Source organism: Iocasia fonsfrigidae, from assembly GCF_017751145.1.
Taxonomy (GTDB): domain Bacteria; phylum Bacillota; class Halanaerobiia; order Halanaerobiales; family DTU029; genus Iocasia; species Iocasia fonsfrigidae.
In genome coordinates this window covers 749,366-770,421 of the sequence record NZ_CP046640.1, presented here as the reverse complement: position 1 = coordinate 770,421, position 21,056 = coordinate 749,366, and the positions used below count along the sequence as shown (strand labels likewise).

The window sequence follows — 21,056 nt, the reverse complement described above, 5'->3', positions numbered from 1 at the left end:
TCCACTTTATCTTCTTATTTATATATTCTACCTACATAAATCTCCCCTAATATCTCCACCAGCTTCTCGATATTATCACCTTTTCGGTGTTTGATTTCAATCTTTACAGCAGCCGGTAGATAGCCTTTCGTCTCATCACTATATGACCAACTGCTTTCCCAATAATTATTCTCCGGATTATAATAATAGAATAATATGTCAGTTATTTCTTTACCAACTACAAAGGATATTGTTTTTTCTTCTGTGTCTTCAGTTAACTCATCAATTGTTGTAGCAGTTTTTACAATACTATTCTGCCGGTAATCCGCTTCATATCTAATCTTCTGTAAGATGTCATCCTTTAATATGTAAAACTCCAGACCACTATAATAATCACCCTTTAACAAATTTTTTGTACTATATTCAGAGCAAAAAATATATTTAAGGTCATTTTTTAAATTACTATCCAGAACCCGGATATACTGACTGTAATCCTCATCTTCTCCAAAATCCTCCCAGATCATTAGTCCCTGGTGTAAAAAGGCAAAAACAGCTCCAAATACAATTCCTGTAATCGTTATAGCTATTAAAATCTCCAGTAAAGTAAAACCTTCTTCCTTCATCTTACTGGCTCCTTACTAGATATCTACTACAGCTATATTTTATTTCTGCCCTTAGACCCGGCCAGCTCATTATTAAATCAAATCTAATAAGATTATCATCAAGGCATTTTTCTTCTACCCACCAGCTATACTCTTTACCGTTTTCTTCAAAATAACCACGGCGGTCCGAGTCGTCACCATTGACAATACTTATTAATTTATCTTCAGACCATTTGGCAGCCAGTAGATAATCTCTATTCCTCTCTGCACTGGCCATAATAGTTCTATATCCTTCTATCAGGATAGTAAAACTGATCCCTAGTATAACCATGGCTATGAGAACCTCAATCAGGGTAAAGCCTTTTTCATTACTCATGGTTCATACCACCCTGTTTCTCCTGTAATAGAATTAATCTGAAAGTAATATCTTTCTTTCTTATTAAAAACCAATAATATCTCCCCACCGGAACTTGTCCCATCAGGATAAAATATAATCTGTTTTTCTTCATATTCCAGGGTCAAGATATTTTCATCTGCAAAATCCAGTTTAAGGCTTTCACCATTACTTAAATTACAGCTTATATTATTTCTACCAAGATTAATAGTCTCTTCCTGTCCACTATTAACGGCACTTCTTCTAATTATATTAAAATACCTGTCTATTTTACGTTGATATGTATTAACCATTATGCTATCTTTGAGTCCACCAAAAGAAGGGATAATTACTGCACTGACAACAGCAATTAGCATCATCAGAATCAATACCTCTATCAAGGTAGTACCTCTCTCTCTACCAGTTAGTAACATCTGCCCCTTCACCACTTCCGTCTTCATCACCATCACTACCATCTTTCCCCCTGGACCAGAGGTCATATTTATGGTCATTATGGTTACCAGGGATAAGATACTGATATTCATTTCCCCAGGGATCAAGGGGGATCTCCTTTTTATCTAGATAAGGACCATTCCAGTTCTTTGCCAGAGGTGGAATACCCGGTTCTTTTATTAAAGCTGCCAGCCCCTGCTGGGTTGTTGGATACTGACCATTATCCAGTCGATAATTATCTAAGGCCAGTTTAAAAATATCCATTTGATTCTGAGCTGCTGTTTGTCTGGCCTCAGATACCCTGTTAAATAAGTTCGGGCCGACAGTAGCTGCCAGAAAACCTATAATTACTACTACTATCAATATTTCTATCAATGTAAAACCATCTTCTTTTTTTAAAGTTCTTAACATTTTCTATCATTCTCCCTTTCTAAAATGATATTGTATTAATACCCAGAATCGGTAGTAACATTGCTATTATAATACCACCGATTAATGTCCCCATCACCAAAATCGCCAATGGTTCAAATAAATTTAATAATCTATTGATGTTATTCTGGTACTCCTCCTTATATTGTTCAGCCACCTGTTCCAGCATCCTGGGAAGTTGACCGGTTTCTTCACCGATCATTATCATATAGTTTAGAATTTGAGGAAAAACACCGGAACTGCTCAGGGCTTCTGATAATTTTTTTCCCTTCTTAACCCCCTCTGCTGTTTTTCTGATACCATCTCTATAGACTACATTACCAGCAGTTTCAGCAATAATACTTAATGATTTTAAAAGTGGAACACCACTCCCCAGCATCAGGCTCAAACTTGCTGCAAAATCACTTGTCTTTACTTTTTTGACAAGATTACCTAGAAAGGGGGTATATAAAACAAACCTATCAATATTGTTTTTCCCCGCTGTAGTACTAAAATAAAACCAGCTGCTAGTTATAGCAGCTATAAAAAGTATAGCAATATTTATCCAGTTAGTTTTTAAAAAAAAGCTAAAACTTAATACAATTTGAGTAATCCAGGGTAAAGTCATATTATATGATTGGTATATCTCAATAAATCTGGGTAGTACAAAAACCAGCATAACTGTAACAGCCAGAATAGAGACTATCAGTAAAATAACTGGATATATTAAACTAGTTAAGATAAATGATTTAAGCTTTTTTCTCTCTTCCAGATCAGCGGCAAGCTTTTGACAGGTTAAACCCAGGGCGCCACTCTCTTCCCCGGCCTGGATCATATTTATATAATTAGCAGAAAATTTTCCTGCAGATGTAGTGAGTGAATCAGCAAAACTCTTACCGCTCTTAAGGGATTTATATATGTTTTCTACTATCCCTTGATAACTATTATTACTCATCATTTTTACCAAAATGTTTAAAGCATCAGCTAACTGGACCCCTGCTAATAATAAATTAGCCAGCTGTCTGGTGAAAAATATCTGCATTTCACTTCTATTATTAGATGTGGTATAGCGTAAACCCCTGGCATCATTTCCTAACTTGCTTTTCATTTCCAATTTAAACGGATATAATCCTTCACTTGAAAGTTTTCTGGCAGCCTCATTTTCCGTAACTGCCTCGATACTCCCTGAAACCTGTTTTCCAGTTTTGTTATATGCCTGATAGGTATACTCAACCATGTCATCACCTGAACTCAACACCCAAACGGGCTTATTTTGTTAGTTAGTTAGTTATATAAATTCCATTTAATCTATTCACACTAATGCTTTGTGTAAGCCAATTATATTAATGGAGCAACTCTATATTTTTCACGTAGGCAGGACGCCGGAGTGAAAAATATGTGACAGTGAGTGGAGGCACGACGCCGTAACGAACGACAAGCGGAATTAATATAATTGGCTGGAACGGAAAAGTGCAATATTTAAGTGCTACTTATATAGTTAGTTCTTTCCAACTTCAAATTAATTTTTTGTCACCCTGATAATCTCATCAAGAGAGGTTATCCCCTTTTCTGCTTTTAATATTCCATCTGCCATCAATTCTCTAAAACCATTCTTGCTGGCTTTACTTCTCAAACTACTGGTAGTAACTTTCCTGGCAATCATCTCTTCCAGTTCAGTTGTGATAGTCAGCAGTTCATAAATACCGCTTCTACCTTTATAACCAATATTATTACAGCTATCACAACCAACTGGTATGTAAAAGTCTTTTGTTTGATATTCCTCTGGCAGGTATTTTTCATATTTTTTCTCCTTATATTTTATTGAACACTGCGGACATAAAACCCTGACCAGGCGTTGAGCCAGCACTCCTTTTATTGTTGCGGCCAGAAGATACTCCTCTACCCCCATATTGATCAGTCGGGTTATAGCACTTACTGCATCATTAGTATGTAAAGTAGCCAGTACCAGGTGTCCGGTTAAGGCAGCCTGAATAGCAATTTTGGCTGTCACTAAATCCCTTATCTCTCCAATCATGATTATATCAGGGTCCTGGCGCAGGATAGACCTTAAACCCCGGGCAAAGGTAAAGTCTATTTCCGGTTTTACCTGAATTTGATTTACCCCATCTAATTGGTATTCTACCGGGTCTTCAACAGTTATAATTTTCCTCCCAGGTAGATTTAGTTCATTGAGAGTGGCATAGAGTGTTGTTGTCTTTCCACTTCCAGTAGGTCCGGTTACCAGTAATATCCCATGTGGTAAATTTACCAACTTTTTATAATTTACCAGCATATCTTCCTCAAAACCAAGATTTACCAGTTCCAGCAGGTAAGCTGCCCTGTCCAGGATACGTAAAACCACACTCTCTCCATAGAGTGTTGGAATACATGATACCCTGATATCCACTTCCCGGCCCAGTACTTTAATCCTTATTCTCCCTTCCTGGGGTAAACGCCGTTCAGCAATATTTAATCTGGCCATGATTTTTATCCTGGTTATAATGGCCGGAAAGAGTTCCCGGGGAGGGGCCGGGTTTTCGTATAAAACACCATCTATCCTGAAGCGGAGTTTAAGATTATCTTCAAAGGGCTCAATATGAATATCACTGGCATTGTTCTTCAATCCAGCAGTTAGTATAGCATTAACCAGTCGAATTACTGGTGCTTCCTGAGCCAGTTCTTCCAGGTTTTCAGTTTTTAAATCCAGCTCTATACTGCTAAAATCCTTTAAACTATCATCATTTAAATCATTAAGCATCTCTTCGACTGTATCCAGAGGGGCATCAAGATATTCATTTAATAACCAAGATAACTCTTCAGCAGGTATTTCTATAGTTTTAATTCTTCGCCCTCCATAGACTTCCAGGTTATCTACTACTGGTAAAGGTGGTTTTTTATCACAATATAAAATAACCCTGTCATTTTCCCTGTCAGCCGGCAGGAGATGGAATTCCTTAAGAATTTCTCTAGGATAGTCCTTTATTAAGTCAGTATCAATTTTTCTTTTATCAATCATAACAATTCCTCTTTTAATTATTTTTCAAACTCCAAGCAGAAACTCTGCCCTTCTTTCTCTATAACAACACAATCTTTGCTTATTGACATAATTTTAAATTTTTCTAAAATATCTCCCTTACTTATTATTTCTGTTTGCTTGTTTTTTGTATTAAGTAAAATCGCCAGCCCTCCTTCTTTTTCTACAGAAATACCCAATAAGATAAAGGGATTCTCTATTAATTTTTCAGCTACTTTAGCGGCAGCTTGTTTTTCAACTTGATGTACCAGGTCAGGTAGCGGTTCTGGTATATGGTTTTTTTTAACTATTTGTTCGGGTTCTTCTTGTTCAGCAGCTTCTTCCTTTTTTTTCAGGACAAAAAACTCCCTGGAGGCAATATTAGTCAGAATATCATTAGAAAAGGCTATTTTTTGAAAGAAAAAGTCATCTTTAATCTCCCCCTGAAAGGGATTTATCGGCCTATCTAGATAATTATCCATATTGCTAACAGCCTGTCCAGTACTCTGCCTGGTTTTCAGCAGAAAAAAACAGCTTATAATCAATATAAATATTAAAATATATCTCACTGTTTTTAATACCAGTTCTGTCATATTATCACCTTTCCTACTTCAGATATTTTATTATCTCTACCTGAGATTCGTCTTCTTCTGGATACTCTCTCTCTATAACTACTTCAGTCTCTCTTAAAATATTATCTGCCATATCTGTTAGTTTAATATTAATCACAAAAAAACTACTGCTAGTTGTTAAATATGGCTTTATCTTTTTATAGTCTTCTTCGGAAATAAGATCTTTTAAAACCCCTAAATCATCAATTGTTTCTGAATTACGATAGGTAATTAACTCTTCGCTAGTTTTTTCATTTAACCCCAGAACTGTTTTTAAAGTATCTAGAACCTCTTCACTAACCAGGTTTATATTAATTCGACCTTCCAGAATAAATTGATTAGCTATTTTTTCAATGGTAGTATAATCAATACCTTTAATCTTAATCGGTAGATCCTCTATATTCTGAAATGATTTCTTCTCTTTTCTAAACTTTTTTAAATTATTCTCTATTGTATTAATCACATCTTCACTTAGCCCATAAAATGAAAGAAATTTGGTCAACCCAGCTAAACTATCATTATTAATATTAAATTTCCCCAGTGTAGTAAAACTACTTATAAATGATTTATAATTATCACCCAGAACATCTTTTAATAAAACCGGGTCTGAAATTAATCCTTCATCTAAGACTTCTGAAATTTCTTCATTCCACCAGGGCAGTTCTGTTAATAAATCAATATCTATAAAATTAATATTTATCTTACTACCATAATCTGTTATCATGACCTGACAATTGATATCATTTATCTCCGTTAATATCCCTTCTACCCACTCATCGTCAGGACCATCATAAGTCGTTGTTTCATCCTGCCTTAATTTATTTATAGCCATGTTCAGGGCAGAAATTTCTACCTGTCTTATTTTCTTTTCTCCTATTTCATATTCTGCCAGATGTCTATCTAAAGAGATTTCATCTACCAGATTAATAAAAATAAAAGATAAAATAACCACAGCCCAGATAACAATTATTAAGGTATAACCCTCTTCATTTTTAATAATAGACATAGTTTTTCTTCCTTTAGTTAGATTAATCTACTATATATTTCTTTATTATATTATCTTTTCCTGCAATATTATTAATTTTATATAAAAAATTTTCTTTTTCTGCTAGATATAGTACTTTTATCCTGCAAATTAGTGTCCTTATTCCTATCCATCCTTCGCTATCAGACACCTAGCAAACCTTTTCTATGAAGTATATAGTATCACCATCTTCATTCATATCTGCTGCTTTTTCTCCCTGCTCATAATCCAATTCATCAATAATTCCCAGTAAATAACGTCTCATCATTATATAGTCAATTGTTTAATTCATTTAAATTAAAATATATCTCCAGGATAAACCATGATGTCTAATTCCTGGAGATATATTCACCTAAATTATTTCTATATTACTGGATTAACTCTCTTAACAGTACATAATCTATTGTATTAACAGAGCCATCATTATTTAAATCCGCAGCATCAAATCCATCTGTTGTAGGAAACTCAGCCAAAATACCTAATATATACCTGCAAACTAATATATAATCTAATGAATTTACACTTCCATCATCATTTACATCACCAGGAATTATATCCACAACATCACCATTGTTATTCCCCTTTTGAGCCAGAAAAGATGTCACCCAGGCCATTGGAGCATTCCAGTTTATAGTACATTCATTTGTCGACCATGATTCAATGTGATCCATAAAACTCTTCTGAGGTGCCCTTTCACCTGGTTGCCAGCCAGATCCTTTAACCCAGGGATCCTGTAATCCAGAGTTTGGTCCACCATTAGTAATCCCTGGAGGCGCTATCGGAAATGAAGGATCAACCTGGTGGGAAAAGAAACGATGATGTGGATATTGAATAGGATAATCACCATATCCTGTTATATAAACCCTTTCATTAGGGTTACGTCCCATCATATAATCCATAGCTTCAGTAACACCATTTAGATATTTTTCTTCATTTGTATAATCAAAGGCATATGCCAGAACAATGCTTGAATTAGTAACAAATGAATTAGATCCCCATGGATAACCTACTAAACCAGTATCCATGACTGGAGATGGTTCAATAGTAATACCATAACCTTGATTAGCCTGTATATTTAATGTAAAATCAGCTGCTGTAGCAATATTATCTCTTGCGGTTTCAATATCAGCAGAGGCTAAATCATTAGGGACAAGTGCCAGTGTCAAAGTACCGAGAGCCGCTGTATTACCCCAGTTAAACTGACCTACAGTATGTGTTTCTTCTCCAGCTTCCAGATAATTTGGTACTTCTAAATAATGTGGAGAACTCTGTAGATAATCCCTATAAACAGCTTTCCCTGTTGCTACATATAATTCACTGGCTGCCCAATAGAAATCATCTAATACATAATCATCCCCATATGGTCCACCACCAACCGACTCATCGTATGGAGCATATATAGCTGGATTTGCTACAGCTGCTACCCATGCCCTTTCAGCAGCTGCCAAACAGCCATTAGCAAAACCTTGGTCATAATCTAACCATAAACGATACGCCTGTGCCCCAGTTGCAGCAAAATTTAAAGTAGCTGCTGTTGTAGGCGGTTTTAAAATACGATTAATTTCACCATCTGCTACTAACTGCGTTGCCATTGCCGGGGATGTAGCAAGACCCGTCCATTTATGGTCATGACCTTTATGGAAAACCATACCTGCCCTATCATAACCTTCTGGAACCTGCATCTTTAGCATAACTTCCATATGATATCTTGCTTCATCTAATATATCAGGTATTCCATTTCCACTTTCAGGAATATTCATAGTATTATCACCAAGAGCAGATATATCATCATCGGTATATAGCATACGCTCATACATATTCTGCAGTGTCCATAAAGTAATACCACCATTTACTACATATTTGCCATGATCTCCAGCATCATACCAGCCACCTGTTACATCTACAGTAAAGCTTTCATTATAAGCCCAGTCTCCCTGTTCCGTAGTACTTGTTTCCATAATGTCAACTGGATGACCGGCTTCACGAGCCAGGTCAGGTCTTTGTACATACTCTTCCTCAATAGGTATCCCACTTCTTGAATGATAGAAATATTTTAGTGAGTCATATAGCATATCATTATACATATCATCAGCTATATCAAAGGGATAACTTTCTACTAATGAGTCACCACCATCATAAACAGGTTCACTATCTGCATATAATTTATAGTCTCTACCTACCTGATTAAAATCTGAGAAATCAATGATATGAACATGCTCGCCAGAATCATTATCAAAACCAAATACTTCTGTCATGCCACTATCAACAATATAACCAAAACTATCCTCTAATCTCCATTCTACAGGTGAGGTAGCTTCTGTATGCAATGTTGCCAGTTTCTCCCGGTTAGGGAAATAACCTAACTGATTTACACGAATATCTCTGTAATTTGGTCTTGTTTCAGGTGAATGACCGGCAAACTGAGGATCAGTTAAACTTAGATCATCAAACCAAAATACTGTTCCAACAGGGGCATCAGCAAGATGAAAGGCCCATTCCAGTACTTCAGCAGTACGATTAGCAGTAAATGTCTGTGTAATTGTAACTGGCTGGCCAGCTGTAAGATGTATAAATTCCCAATTTTGGTTCATATTCCAATCTTCAAAATATGGTTCATTCTGATCACCTATTTTAGTATATATTTGACAGTCATTACTGGCACTTATAGTAAAGGACAATGTATAGGTATGGCCGCTTTCCACAAAAAGTTCTCTATGACGAAACTGTAGATCCCATCTTTCTCCCCCACTGGGATTAACTTTTTCAATTGTTACATAATATCTTCCATCTGTTAGTTCAAAAGAAGCTTCTGCCGGAGCTGTTTCAACAATATGCCAGGGAAGACCTGAACCTTCATTAAAATTTGTTTCTTTTAATAATTGTCCTGGTTCATACTCTTTCAATATTACTTCAGCTGAGACTATTGCCTCAGTAATCACCAATACAAATAAAAAGAATGTAAAAAAAACAACTAAATATGTTAACCTTCTTATCATTTGCTTAACCTCCTTATGTTTTTTGGCGACTTGCGTCAATAATACAAAAGAACTAGATTCATTGATTTTAACCTTCAGGGAAGATAAAAACCCCCCGGAAGTTTTAAAATATAATCTAAGGAATCTAGACTTTCATCATCATTTACATCACCATTTGGCATCTCTCCATACCAACTATTTGGAATAGAAACGTCTCTAGATAATACTCAGCTAAACATTTTTGGTTAATTGGATGATATGGTCAAACCATATATTTACTTTCTAATTACTTACAGTAATACCTCCTGTTTCTGTCTCAACTTCAAAAACATTCAAATCATAATCAGCAAAGGCACCAACACTGCTTACTGTTATTTTTGTTAAACCAGCGGGTGCTCCTGCTAGAACTCTAAACTCAATATTGGTAAATACACCATCATCATAGATTAGATTATTACCCTGCTGTTCTTCATCTGCAAATAAGAAGCTGACGTATTCTTCTTCAGTGTTAATATAACTATAGAAATCAAGTGCTGGTCTAGGTATTATATCCCCTGTACTTACATCTACTACTTCCAGTACATTACTATCAAAGCCAACCCTGAAGTCGCAGTTATTGATTCCTGCTGAAGGAACATTTATTAACTTAATAGGTATAGTTACTGTATCTCCTGGACTTGCAGTTGCTATTTCAATATCAATAGTAAATTCAGTTGATTCATTATCATCCTGAGGTGTTGCACTCAATTCATTAGAATTATCACTGTTTCCAGCTTCATTATAGGCCACTACTACAAAATAATAAGTAGTATTGAGTAAATTTGACACTGTATAAGCGGTAGATGAAGCTACATCTATTTCCTGAGTATAATTTGCACTAACAGTACCATATTTAATTATATAACCATCAGCGTCAGTAACACTATTCCAATCTAAATTAACACTACCTACACCAGCTTCTACACTATTTAACTCTGGTGCTGCAGGCACCTCAATGGTTCCTCCCTCTGGAACATTACCCCAGACCAATTGACCATTGATGTATACTGTTACATTTTCTGCATTATTAAAAGAAAAGTCATTGCTTTGATCATAATTGGACCAATCATCCTTAACAAATCTAGTCTGTATTTCTGCAGTAGCACCTGCTGCCAGTGTATTACCTGAAAATCCTATTTCTAGATAATAGTCAACATCTGAGGTGCTGCTAGACATTTCTGTGAAAGTTCCCTCTACAGAACTAGTAATATTACTATATGAAGGTGAGACTATTGCCCCATTGTCACACCAGAAATTCTGTGTCTGTCCCCCATCAATTGTGTAATAATATCTAATCTTAACATCTGATAGACTTATTGAAGAAGTACCAATATTGCTTAAGGTATAAGTAGGGTTAATAGTATTTGTTGTAGTTGTTGTATTCTGACTTAACTCCAATTCAATCTGTCCTATGTCAGTTGGCTCGTCACTCTCAGGTGTAGCACTTAATTGGTTGGAATTATCACTACTTCCTGCACTATTATAAGCCGTCACCACAAAGTAATAAGTTGTTCCATTTGTTAAACCCGATACTGTATAACTAGTAGTATTTTCCACATCTATCTGCTGTGAATAACTACCACTACTTGTACCATATTTAACTTCATAACCGTTAGCATCACTTACACTGCTCCAGTCCAGTGTTACATTACCATCGTCAGCTACTGCTGAGTTTAATATCGGTGCTTCAGGCACCTCAATGACTACTCCCCCTTCTACAGTAATACCCCCTGCTATGGTTTCAACTTCCATAGTATTCAAGTCATAGTCTGCAAAAGCGCCAACATTACTTACTGTTATTTCTGTTAAACCAGAAGGTGCATCTGTTAATACTTTAAACTCAATATTGGCAAATACACCATCATCATAGATTAGATTATTACCTTGTTGTTCTTCATCTGCAAATAAAAAGCTAACATACTCCCCATCATTGTTAATATAACTATAGAAATCAAGTGTTGGCCTGGGTACTATACCTCCAACACTTACACTTACCGCTTCTAATACCGTATTATCAAAGCCAATCCTAAAATCACAGTTGTTAATACCAACAGTAGGTATATCTTCAAAACTAACCGGTATTATAACAGCATCACCAGCTTCAGCTATTACACTTCCAACATTTATTGTTAATCCTGCCGCTAATATACCTTGACTAGCCAATAATAAAAACATTACCAAGATTGTAAAAACTACAAAACAATTTGAATAATTCTTCATTAGAATATTCCTCCCTTATATAATTTGATTTTTAAAATTTGTGAAAGATTTTTTTGTTGTAACACCTCCTTATTCTTTTTTAATATTCATTATTTTGAGAATTTTTATTATATTAAATTTTGTAATTACTGGTTCCTCCGATTGATAAAAATATGTCGTATAAATAATAACTTATTTTCTTGCAATATAATCTTTACTAAAAATTATGCCATAAATCTAATGTCAATAATTATAAATTATACAATGATGTCAAATTTTTGTTTTGAATGTAGCATTTACATTATTTTATACTACTATAGCTTTTATTTTTTTGCCTATTTATAGAACGTTTTAATAACATTATACAGCAATATACAATATATGTAAATAATATAAAATACCTATTTATGTCATTAAAATAGATTATTAGTAAAAACAACCCCCTATTAGGGGATTGAATGATAATATATTTCTTAATTTTATAATCATCTACCGCTAAATCCTCACTGGCATTGATATCAGCAGCTTTTAATAGCATTTTTATTTTCTATGGGTCTCCTTTTGCCTCTGCCAGACCAACCAGCTGAACAAAATTTACTGATGAATATACCTGTTCTAATATTAGAGTAGGCGTAAGAGCTTAAATCATTTAGCAAACATAGGGTATAAAAGAAAAAAGCAGGTTTACCCTGCTCTATACAAATCTAACCCATTTTAATGTTTAATTTCTTTTTCTAATAGTTTAATTCTTTCTTCTTCTAAATTAGTAATTTGCACTATTTTATTTACCTCTATTCACTGTCTTTCTCCTCATGTAGTATGCATTATAACTTCAAGACTTTTTAGTAATCAATACTATAAACTTTTTCTAAATCCGAACCATCTTTTCTCATCTCATCTTATTTTGAAAATTCTGCAAGTCCCTCAATAGCATATGCTCGAACAGGACAGGAATCTAACTCCTTGATAGGAAGTGGTGAATAACTCATAAAGAATACCTTTTCTTTTAACTTATCCAAATTTTTAAGCACTTCCAGAAATACAATGTTTTCTGCCATTAAGATATCATGGAAAGGTTTCACATCCTCATTACAACTTTCAATAGAAACACCATCTCCAAATCCTACACATTTAACCTTATGATCACAAAACCACTCAGCTGACTCTCCATTGATTAAAAGTCTTTGATCTTCTTCAGTATTAGTAGCAGATGTAAATGGTGTAAGCTTATATGAAGAATCAATGATGACAATATCACCTTCTTTTATCATACCTTCAGTTTCTCTGTCTAAATCTGCTTTTGTAATGTGTGTGTATGGCTTTACAGTTTCCTTAAAATCAACATAAATTGCTCTTCCAAGAAAAGTTGTAAGTGGAAGTTCAGCAACACTTGGCCATGTGTCATCATGATGATATGGACACTCACAATGTGTTCCTAAGTGACTTGTTATATCCATAATTGTATGATAATCAGGAATTGGACCTCCTGTGTTAAAACGATACATATGACATCTTCTTGATTCTGTAGCCGGATCTAATTCTTTTGTAAGATCTACTATCCTTAATTTTCCCATTTCATATACACTCATTTTTTACTTTCCTTTCTTTAATATCGCAAATTTAATGATTAGATTTATTCATCTAAATCTTTATCCTATTTATTCTCCATAGCGTGAACGAAATTCACAACAAATTCGTGGACAGGAACAGATACTCCAACTTTTTCAGCTGCTCTTACAACCGAACCGCTAATAGTATCCACTTCTGTTTTTCTGCCTTTTTTTAAATCAGTATATATAGAAGTAAGTCCATCTGGAGAACTAATCGAGATTTCACGTACACGTTCTATTATCTCATTTTCATCAAATTCAAGACCCATCTCTTTTGCAACTTGAAGTGCTTCATAAATCAGAGACTTAGTCATATTCCAGGCATATTCATCTGATACTACATACCCAATAGGCACCTGAAGAATTCCCGTTACTACACTTAATGATATATTGGTAAATAGTTTATTCCAGATTAATTGTTGAATATTATCATATATTTTACAGTCAAAACCACAGGCATCAAACACGGTTTTACATTTAGCAAGCATTTTGTCAGAATCATCGACCAACATTCCAAAATTAGTCTTACCAACTCCACCTCGCCTTACTTTACCAGGCTCTATAACTGCACCGTTATCTTGTGTTGTACCTAATATAATTCGATTTTTTGAAACAAATTCTTCAAGGATATCTTCATGACCTGCTCCATTTTGAAGCGTAAGTATATAGGTGTCTTTGCCAAGAACATGTTGATTTTCCTTTAATGCTATTTTTGAGTACAGTGATTTCACAAATAAAATTACTAGATCTACTTCACCAATATCTTCCGTGGATTCTAAAGCTATCGGTCTATAAATCACATCTTCGCCATCTTCGACAAGCGTAAGACCGTCTGTATTGATTTTCTCAATAACTTCTATGTTTTTATCTACCATATAAACTTCATTGTGAAGTGATAAATGTCCACCATAGATAGAGCCCATAGCTCCTGCTCCGATTACTAATATCTTCATATTATCACCCTTGACCTTTCATAAACACTGCTCATCATTGTCTCTTATCGTATAAAATCAAAGCTATCATTTCAATAGGCTCATTTCCAACGACTTCAATACCGTGACCTTCTCCAGCACCTGTAAAAGTAACATCACCCGCTGTTACTGTTTTCATTGTTCCATTATCATTGTAGTCTCCAACACCACTTAAAATGTAATATGTTTCAGATTCGTTCTTATGAACATGATATCCAATAGATGATCCTGGATAAACTGTTGTATGTGCAAACACCCTACCAGTCTCATACATTTCCTCCGGTCCATTTAAAAGACTTCTTACTAATATCTCGCCTTTACCATCAAATGGGCTCTTCTTTTTATCATATATTTTTTCATCACTTTTTTTGATCATATATATTCCCTCCTTCTATAAAAATACCTCTGCTTCACAATCTTATTTATTATGAACACCGAGGCATTTTTTTCTTATGCTAGATCAAGACTTAAATCTTTTAACAACTTTAAATTGTATTTCTTTATAGAACTCATTTTATCTATTAATCCAAGTAACTTTTATTTATTGTATTTTTTAGCTTTTTCATTAAACTCTTCTTCAATTCCAATCCAATAGTTGAGACCCATATCAATCCACTTAGGCATCTCTTCTTTTGACATTCCACCCATATCATGTTCATCTGCATAGACTGTATGGCGATCCTTAACAACATGCTTGGCATAATCATACATACCAAACATTGATGCTTTTTCTAAGAAATGGCATGTTACAAAATTAAAGCCATAAGGTTTTACTTCATCGAGAGCTACATCCGGTTTTCCATTTTTGCTCATTACATCCGGCCACATTTTCCAGCCTTTAACTTCTTCACTTACTATTTTTGCTTCCTCTATAGTCTTAAGACCAATAATAAGTGTCATAACTTTAACGCCCATTTCTTCTGCCATTTCTTCAGCAGCTTTGCAACGACTTATGGCTTCATCTAGACCATACTGTAATTTACACTCAGTTCTTGCAATTACAAGGAAATCCGTTCCTTTAGCAGCTTCATATGATGCTGCAATCTTGGCTAACCATTTTTCGCTTGAAACAACATTGTGTTTAATATCACCATCTTGATATCCGTTCATCATGGCGAATCCCCATCTATTCCAACCTCTTATGCCGGTTGTATCATCTAATGTGCATCCTTTAGCACCTGCTTTAATAAGTCGTTGAATCAAACGATACGTTGTTAGAGGGGTGTCTCCGTATCCATCATCAGCATCAACAATAACAGGAAGAGATGAATAATTACATATTCTTTCAGTTGACTGAACTAAGTCATCTGCAGTAATAAGTCCAATATCGGGAAGTCCTGCTACACTCTCTGCTAACTGTCCACCACTTAACATCAATGCTTTAAAACCTGCTAATTCAGCTGCCCTTGAAGTACGACAATCCCATACACAAGGGGCAAAAACTTGCTCATTTTCTACTAATTCCATAAAAGATTGTACTGGTTTTTTTTCATATTTGCTCATCATTATTCTCCTTTATTATTATTGAATATTTATTTTGCAAACAAGATTATGCAATTGGATAAAAGATATTACCTAATACTAGTGCTAGTGCAAGTGTAAGCAATGTAATTAACACGGTTGTTACAAATAGATGTTTATATCCATCTTTATATGAAACACCTGAAATCGCAAGTATTGCAACAATACCACCACTATGAGGTAAACTATCAAGACCAACGGAAGCAATAACACCAATCCGATGCATAATATCAGGGTTAACACCCATGGCTAAAAACGGCTTAGCCAATACAGTAAGTGTTGTTGATAGACCTCCCATACCTGATGCATTTAGTCCACATAAAAGTGTCGTTGCAACACCAAATATGATCAGTGGGTTTCCACCTGACTGACTGAAATTTAATATAAAATCAACTATTTTTTGAAAACCTGGCGCAATTTTAATGACTGCTCCAATGGCAACTATCGCTGATGCATTTACAATTGTTACAGCTGCACTACTTACAGAGTCATTTAGTAATTTTCTAACACCAGTAATATTTTTAAAAAACAATGCTGCACATAATACAATCCCTGATAGTAAGGCAACAGAAATGTCTTGATTAAATACATTTAATACAACAGCAATTGCAACAATTGGAGCTATTGAAAGAATAACATTCGGTAATTTTCCATTACATTCCATTTCATCTGCTTTCGCAAGGATTTGATTTGTCTCTTCATCTGATTCAAATCCAATCCCTTTTTGTTTTGCCTTTTTTGCCTCGAATGTTAAATAAACAAGTATTAGTACTAAAGCAAAAGCTGCAGAAATAACTCCTACTACCGGTGCCGCCATTGCATCTGTCGGTAAATATGAAGATGGGATTATATTCTGAATCTGTGGATTGCCAGGGAACATTGTTACCCATGTAAATATCCCCGAACCAATAGCTGCTGGAATCAAATACCTTGGTAGATTTGCTTTTCTAAACACCGCTAAGGTAATCGGATATAATGCAAAGCAAGAAACAAATGCAGATACTCCACCAAAAGTAAGGAGACCACCAGCTATAACAATTGCTGGAATTGCATGTTTAACCCCAAATTTGTTAATGATTACTGCTGCAATTGAACTGGCAGCACCTGAAACATCCATAAGTTTTGAAAGAATAGCTCCCAATAATAGCATAAGCCATGCTGCTTTAACAAAACCTGCAAAACCTGTCATGTAATCACTTGTTACAGTCTTAACAATAGGTAAGCCACTAAACACTGCAATAAAAATAATACTGATGGCTGCGGCATATACAACTGGAACTTTTCGAAGTGTAAGCACGAGCAGAATTGCCAACCCTAATAAAATTACTAACATGTCCATAATTATCCCCCCCTGATTTTCTGTACTTTAAACTTACCTTATTATTTTGCATAAATTTAATCTTGTGACTATATCATATCACTACAGCACCTCCAGTTTAAAAATACATATTTTCATTTAAAAGTAGTGCATTCTGGATTCCTCACACAATTCCTAATATTTGTGTTACAAACCACTATTGCATACTTCTAATATACTTGTAGTATACAAGATGTTTTTGTTCTTGTCAAGCTTTTGTGGGAGGTTACAGAGATTCCGCAAACGGAATGGTATAGAACCCCCTTTCCCCTATTGTTATGATTTCATCAACCAACAATAGCGTCTCTTTTAACTTCTTTCTTACTATTTTACAGACTAATTTATATATTTCTTGTTCTAATTCCTTGAAATTATCCGCTTCCTGTAATATCATTAAAATAGCATCGTTTCCCTTTATATCTGTATTTCCAAAGCTGCTATTTTTTTAAACAAATAATTTTAGAATAGGAATGACATTATTATGAATAAAAACAATCAATCCCGACAAAGTCTCAAAAACCATGCTTATCAACTACTAAAGGAAAAACTAGTAGACTGTATCTACCCTCCTGGAAGTCTTTTAAATGAAGCACAACTTGCAAAGGAAATGGAATTAAGTCGAACCCCCATCAGAGAATCTATAAGCAAATTAGAAATGGAGGGATTTATCAAAGTAATACCAAAAAAAGGAATATACGTGACAGATATTACCTTCAATGACGTAATTCAAGTTTTTCAAGCACGTGTTGAAATGGAACCTATCGCCCTTCGATTAGCTGCACCACACTTGCCATTAGATGAGCTTAAAAACTTTTCCCAAAAATTTCATGAACCCATTGTCGATGTTCATAATAGTTTTCGTTTGGATACTGCAATGCACTTATTCATTATTGAATATTGCGGAAATAGATTTATAATAAACACCATGAAAAGGGTTTTTGAAGAAAATACACGTATTATTATCTCTAGCAAACAGAACCAAGCTAAAGTACATGATGCAAAAGAAGAGCATCTAGAGATATTGAACAAACTTATTGACGGAAAATATGCTGAAGCAGAGCAGTGCATGTTGGAACACATTAAATCTTGCCGAATTTCTGCTCTTGAATATTTTTATAACAATCAACTATACACCCCTGTACCATCTAATGACTATAAAAAGGAATTAGACAAATTATAATAGCTCTATCAATAATACTCCTAAGTCTTATTATAAGACTTAGGAGTATTATTTTGAAAGTAGTTATGAGAACACACTTCATCTGACTCCCCACCACGCTTATATTTTTCCTGCCTCTGCCCAGTATATTTATATCTCTCCCCAACATCATTCTGCGGCTCTAAATCTCCACCAAATGGCAGATAATCCTGGTCAAAGACAACTTCACCATCTTTCAGTCATCAACCTGGTAGAACCAAGGTTATCATGATGGTAATATATAACTTCTCCCTCACCACCAATAACTCCTTCTACTCTAGCCATTTGCTTGCTCAAAGCATAGACATACGAAGTTAATTGATTCACTGTATATTTAGCATCTACATTAAATAAAAGAACCCCCAAAACTTATCCAGTCCGGGGATTACTTTCATTTTCAATCTTATATTCTACTCTTCTCAGATATCTCCCATATTTCCATTATTTTTTGATAAAATTGAAAGTCTTCATCACTCAAGGCAAAACCATATCCACCAGGGTCTTCTTCTTTTACTCTAAGAAATACTGGGCGTTCAACTTCTTTTGTATGATCAAAAAATACTTTAAATATATAATATTTTTTACTCTTTTTATTATAAAATCTAAAAAAAATAGAATAGGAGTATAATTTTCTTTCTTTAATTTGAGCATATTCAAGTTTATTAGCAAATATATTATAATAAAATTCTAGTTCATTTCTATCTGTAATTTCTGCCTCTATTTTTTCATCTGTAAAATTATCATGCATTTTAATACTTAATTCATCAAATTTTGTCTTTTTAAATTCTTCATGATATTTTTTGCCCTCAATTGAAGGTATATAAACCATTGCATAAAATAGTAAGGTAGATATAACAATTAGTGTAATAAATGTTTTATTGTTCATATTAAAAAGAGCCATTTAATTCATCCCCCATAATTGACGATAATTTTTCTCTGCTTCTAATTCTAAAATATTTTTATATTTTTCCCAATCTAAGCCACTTGTACCCCAGCCAGAATGATTTGCAACCCCAATTATCCTTTCAAACTCAGATTTTCTTTTATAAAGCATTTCTTGACCTGGAATAAGATTTATTCTCCCTAAACCATACTTCTGTTCATATGAAGTATGTTGAATTAAATTACCTTTTCCAATACCACCTATTGCAAGTTTTCCAATCTTGATTTTCTTTCCGAGTAATCCATAATTTACAGACTCACCACGCCAGTACTTATTTTCAACACGGGTGTAAGTGCCAAATACAAAATTTGTAAATTCTAATTTTGTATCTCCGAGTAAGGAATTATATAACTCTTCTCTGTGTGCCTCATCTGTCAAAAAATCACTATAATGTTTAGGAAAAGCACCATATAGCGTGGAGACATTTAATCCCAGATTGGGTAGTGAAAATCCTGTTTGTTGTGAATCGGATATATAAGAAAATAAACTTGTAGAAAACGCATCATTTGTCCTTATATTTTCAACTGTCACATCTGATAGATTCCATACTACTGACATACTATTATCTTTATATCCTGCTTGAATTACTGTTCCATCAAACCCAGCATATTCAGCCTTATAAATATCTAATGGCGCCTTTATTCCCATACCTACAAGTGATCTATTTTTACCTCTTATACGATTCCCTTCGTCATCATACCAGTCTTTAATTCCAGCATATTCTGCTGCTTCCTGCCAGGAGTTGAATTTAGCTTCATCGACTAATTGCCATAACTTATCTGTTTCTTCTGTAGCCATCCACTCCCAGGAATCAGCATTAAATTCCCATTTATGCCCACTAGGATCTACATACTTCATGGGGTTATTCATAACATACACGTAGATATTCTGCCCCTGTGGATTAACTATTTCCCCAGCATAACTATCCTCAGTTATAAACCTACCTAAATCAGGGTCATAGAACCTGGCTCCATAGTAATATAACCCAATAGAAACTTCCTGTCTTTGCCCGGTATATTTATAACCTTCACCTACATCATTCACAGGTTCAAGGTCACCAACAACAGCCAAATCTCCACCAAAAGGTAGATAATCCTGATCAAAGACTACTTTACCAGCAGAGTTAGTCATTAATCTCGTTGAACCAAGGTTATCATGGTGGTAATATATTACTTCTCCTTCACCACCAATAACTCCTTCAACCCGCGCCATTTGTTTGCTCAAAGCATAGACATACGAAGTTACTTTATTCTCTCCATCAGAACCTATACTTTCCTCATAAATAACCTTCCCACTGTAATTAAAGACAAAGTATCTCTTTCCTTCCTCAGTATCAGAGACTATCCGCTTACCGTCAGCATCATAACTATACTCAGCCTTTATTTCCCCTTTATAATATGCTTTCTGCAAAAGATTATCAGCCGTATACTCATACTCCCAGTATACTGCCAGGACTGTCTTTGACCAGGGAAAGACTGCCATCAATATTCCTTGTGACCTGATTATCCTTAGAAGTTAAATTACCGTCTCATCATAGATATAGTACCACTATTTTTATGAAAATGCTTTGAATTTACTAATAAGATAGCAATTGAATAAATGAAACTATAATAATAATTACCAAAACTACTATTGCAATAAATATTTTTTTAGAACCATCAATTATTATTAATGATTTAATATTAAATATTACCCTAGCTAAAATTATAATAGAAATAATAAAACTGACTAAAAAAACACCAGGAAGCATATTTATAAAAAAAGCAATTATTCTAGCCAT

Annotated in this window: 21 protein-coding genes; 1 reads left to right on the top strand and 20 read right to left on the bottom strand. The window is 34.5% G+C overall.

All coding sequences use genetic code 11. From position 1 onward, the window contains the following. Positions 1-14 precede the first annotated feature (14 nt). The 16 genes from GM661_RS03795 to GM661_RS03720 form a co-directional block, all read right to left on the bottom strand. Positions 15-602 carry a PulJ/GspJ family protein gene (locus tag GM661_RS03795; protein ID WP_230868812.1) on the bottom strand — a complete coding sequence of 196 codons (588 nt, stop codon included), beginning with the start codon at positions 600-602 and terminating at the stop codon, positions 15-17. 1 nt (position 603) lies between these two features. Next, positions 604-957, bottom strand: coding sequence for a prepilin-type N-terminal cleavage/methylation domain-containing protein (locus GM661_RS03790; protein ID WP_230868811.1), 354 nt, complete (start codon positions 955-957; stop codon positions 604-606). Beyond that, entirely contained in the window at positions 954-1,424 is a 471-nt protein-coding gene (locus GM661_RS03785) for a pilus assembly FimT family protein (protein WP_230868810.1), read from the bottom strand. Before GM661_RS03785 ends, GM661_RS03790 begins: the two co-directional genes overlap by 4 nt. Beyond that, positions 1,372-1,818 carry a type II secretion system major pseudopilin GspG gene (gene gspG, locus GM661_RS03780; protein ID WP_230868809.1) on the bottom strand — a complete coding sequence of 149 codons (447 nt, stop codon included), beginning with the start codon at positions 1,816-1,818 and terminating at the stop codon, positions 1,372-1,374. Before gspG ends, GM661_RS03785 begins: the two co-directional genes overlap by 53 nt. Positions 1,819-1,837: 19 nt before the next feature. Beyond that, a complete protein-coding gene (locus GM661_RS03775; protein WP_230868808.1) occupies positions 1,838-3,070 on the bottom strand; it encodes a type II secretion system F family protein in 1,233 nt (410 codons plus the stop codon). 264 nt (positions 3,071-3,334) lie between these two features. Beyond that, positions 3,335-4,831: a type II secretion system ATPase GspE gene (gspE, locus tag GM661_RS03770; RefSeq protein WP_230868807.1), complete on the bottom strand. Its 1,497-nt coding sequence runs from the start codon at positions 4,829-4,831 to the stop codon at positions 3,335-3,337. Between the two features lie 17 nt (positions 4,832-4,848). Next, on the bottom strand, positions 4,849-5,421 hold the full coding sequence (locus tag GM661_RS03765; protein WP_230868806.1) for a hypothetical protein: 573 nt from the start codon (positions 5,419-5,421) through the stop codon (positions 4,849-4,851). Positions 5,422-5,434: 13 nt separating this feature from the next. After that, a complete protein-coding gene (locus GM661_RS03760) occupies positions 5,435-6,445 on the bottom strand; it encodes a helix-hairpin-helix domain-containing protein (RefSeq protein ID WP_230868805.1) in 1,011 nt (336 codons plus the stop codon). Between the two features lie 386 nt (positions 6,446-6,831). Continuing rightward, a complete protein-coding gene (locus tag GM661_RS03755) occupies positions 6,832-9,459 on the bottom strand; it encodes a glycoside hydrolase family 9 protein (RefSeq protein ID WP_230868804.1) in 2,628 nt (875 codons plus the stop codon). A gap of 261 nt (positions 9,460-9,720) precedes the next feature. Further along, on the bottom strand, positions 9,721-11,697 hold the full coding sequence (locus GM661_RS03750) for a cohesin domain-containing protein (protein ID WP_230868803.1): 1,977 nt from the start codon (positions 11,695-11,697) through the stop codon (positions 9,721-9,723). A gap of 878 nt (positions 11,698-12,575) precedes the next feature. Then, positions 12,576-13,265 carry a cyclase family protein gene (locus GM661_RS03745; protein WP_230868802.1) on the bottom strand — a complete coding sequence of 230 codons (690 nt, stop codon included), beginning with the start codon at positions 13,263-13,265 and terminating at the stop codon, positions 12,576-12,578. Between the two features lie 65 nt (positions 13,266-13,330). After that, on the bottom strand, positions 13,331-14,239 hold the full coding sequence (locus GM661_RS03740; protein WP_230868801.1) for a ketopantoate reductase family protein: 909 nt from the start codon (positions 14,237-14,239) through the stop codon (positions 13,331-13,333). A 34-nt stretch (positions 14,240-14,273) separates the two neighbouring features. Beyond that, positions 14,274-14,633: a cupin domain-containing protein gene (locus tag GM661_RS03735; RefSeq protein ID WP_230868800.1), complete on the bottom strand. Its 360-nt coding sequence runs from the start codon at positions 14,631-14,633 to the stop codon at positions 14,274-14,276. A gap of 161 nt (positions 14,634-14,794) precedes the next feature. Then, complete coding sequence (locus tag GM661_RS03730; protein ID WP_230868799.1) at positions 14,795-15,760, bottom strand: isocitrate lyase/PEP mutase family protein; 966 nt, start codon at positions 15,758-15,760, stop codon at positions 14,795-14,797. Positions 15,761-15,806: 46 nt separating this feature from the next. Further along, the gene (locus GM661_RS03725) at positions 15,807-17,117 is read right to left on the bottom strand and encodes a GntP family permease (protein ID WP_230868798.1); all 1,311 of its coding nucleotides are present in this window, start codon (positions 17,115-17,117) and stop codon (positions 15,807-15,809) included. 244 nt (positions 17,118-17,361) lie between these two features. After that, positions 17,362-17,529 (bottom strand): hypothetical protein, encoded by a 168-nt coding sequence (locus tag GM661_RS03720; protein ID WP_230868797.1) that lies wholly within the window; start codon positions 17,527-17,529, stop codon positions 17,362-17,364. 87 nt (positions 17,530-17,616) lie between these two features. On the opposite strand from GM661_RS03720, the gene GM661_RS03715 reads away from it, so the two are divergent. Continuing rightward, positions 17,617-18,315, top strand: a complete 699-nt coding sequence (locus GM661_RS03715) for a GntR family transcriptional regulator (RefSeq protein WP_230868796.1) — start codon at positions 17,617-17,619, stop codon at positions 18,313-18,315. A gap of 204 nt (positions 18,316-18,519) precedes the next feature. On the opposite strand, the gene GM661_RS03710 is transcribed toward GM661_RS03715, so the two are convergent. The 4 genes from GM661_RS03710 to GM661_RS03695 all read right to left on the bottom strand — a co-directional run bounded on the left by GM661_RS03710 (position 18,520) and on the right by GM661_RS03695 (position 21,056). After that, positions 18,520-18,699: a hypothetical protein gene (locus GM661_RS03710; protein WP_230868795.1), complete on the bottom strand. Its 180-nt coding sequence runs from the start codon at positions 18,697-18,699 to the stop codon at positions 18,520-18,522. Between the two features lie 37 nt (positions 18,700-18,736). Continuing rightward, the gene (locus GM661_RS03705; protein ID WP_230868794.1) at positions 18,737-19,234 is read right to left on the bottom strand and encodes a hypothetical protein; all 498 of its coding nucleotides are present in this window, start codon (positions 19,232-19,234) and stop codon (positions 18,737-18,739) included. Next, positions 19,235-20,758 carry an RHS repeat domain-containing protein gene (locus tag GM661_RS03700; RefSeq protein WP_230869759.1) on the bottom strand — a complete coding sequence of 508 codons (1,524 nt, stop codon included), beginning with the start codon at positions 20,756-20,758 and terminating at the stop codon, positions 19,235-19,237. A gap of 94 nt (positions 20,759-20,852) precedes the next feature. Then, positions 20,853-21,056: a hypothetical protein gene (locus GM661_RS03695; protein WP_230868793.1), complete on the bottom strand. Its 204-nt coding sequence runs from the start codon at positions 21,054-21,056 to the stop codon at positions 20,853-20,855.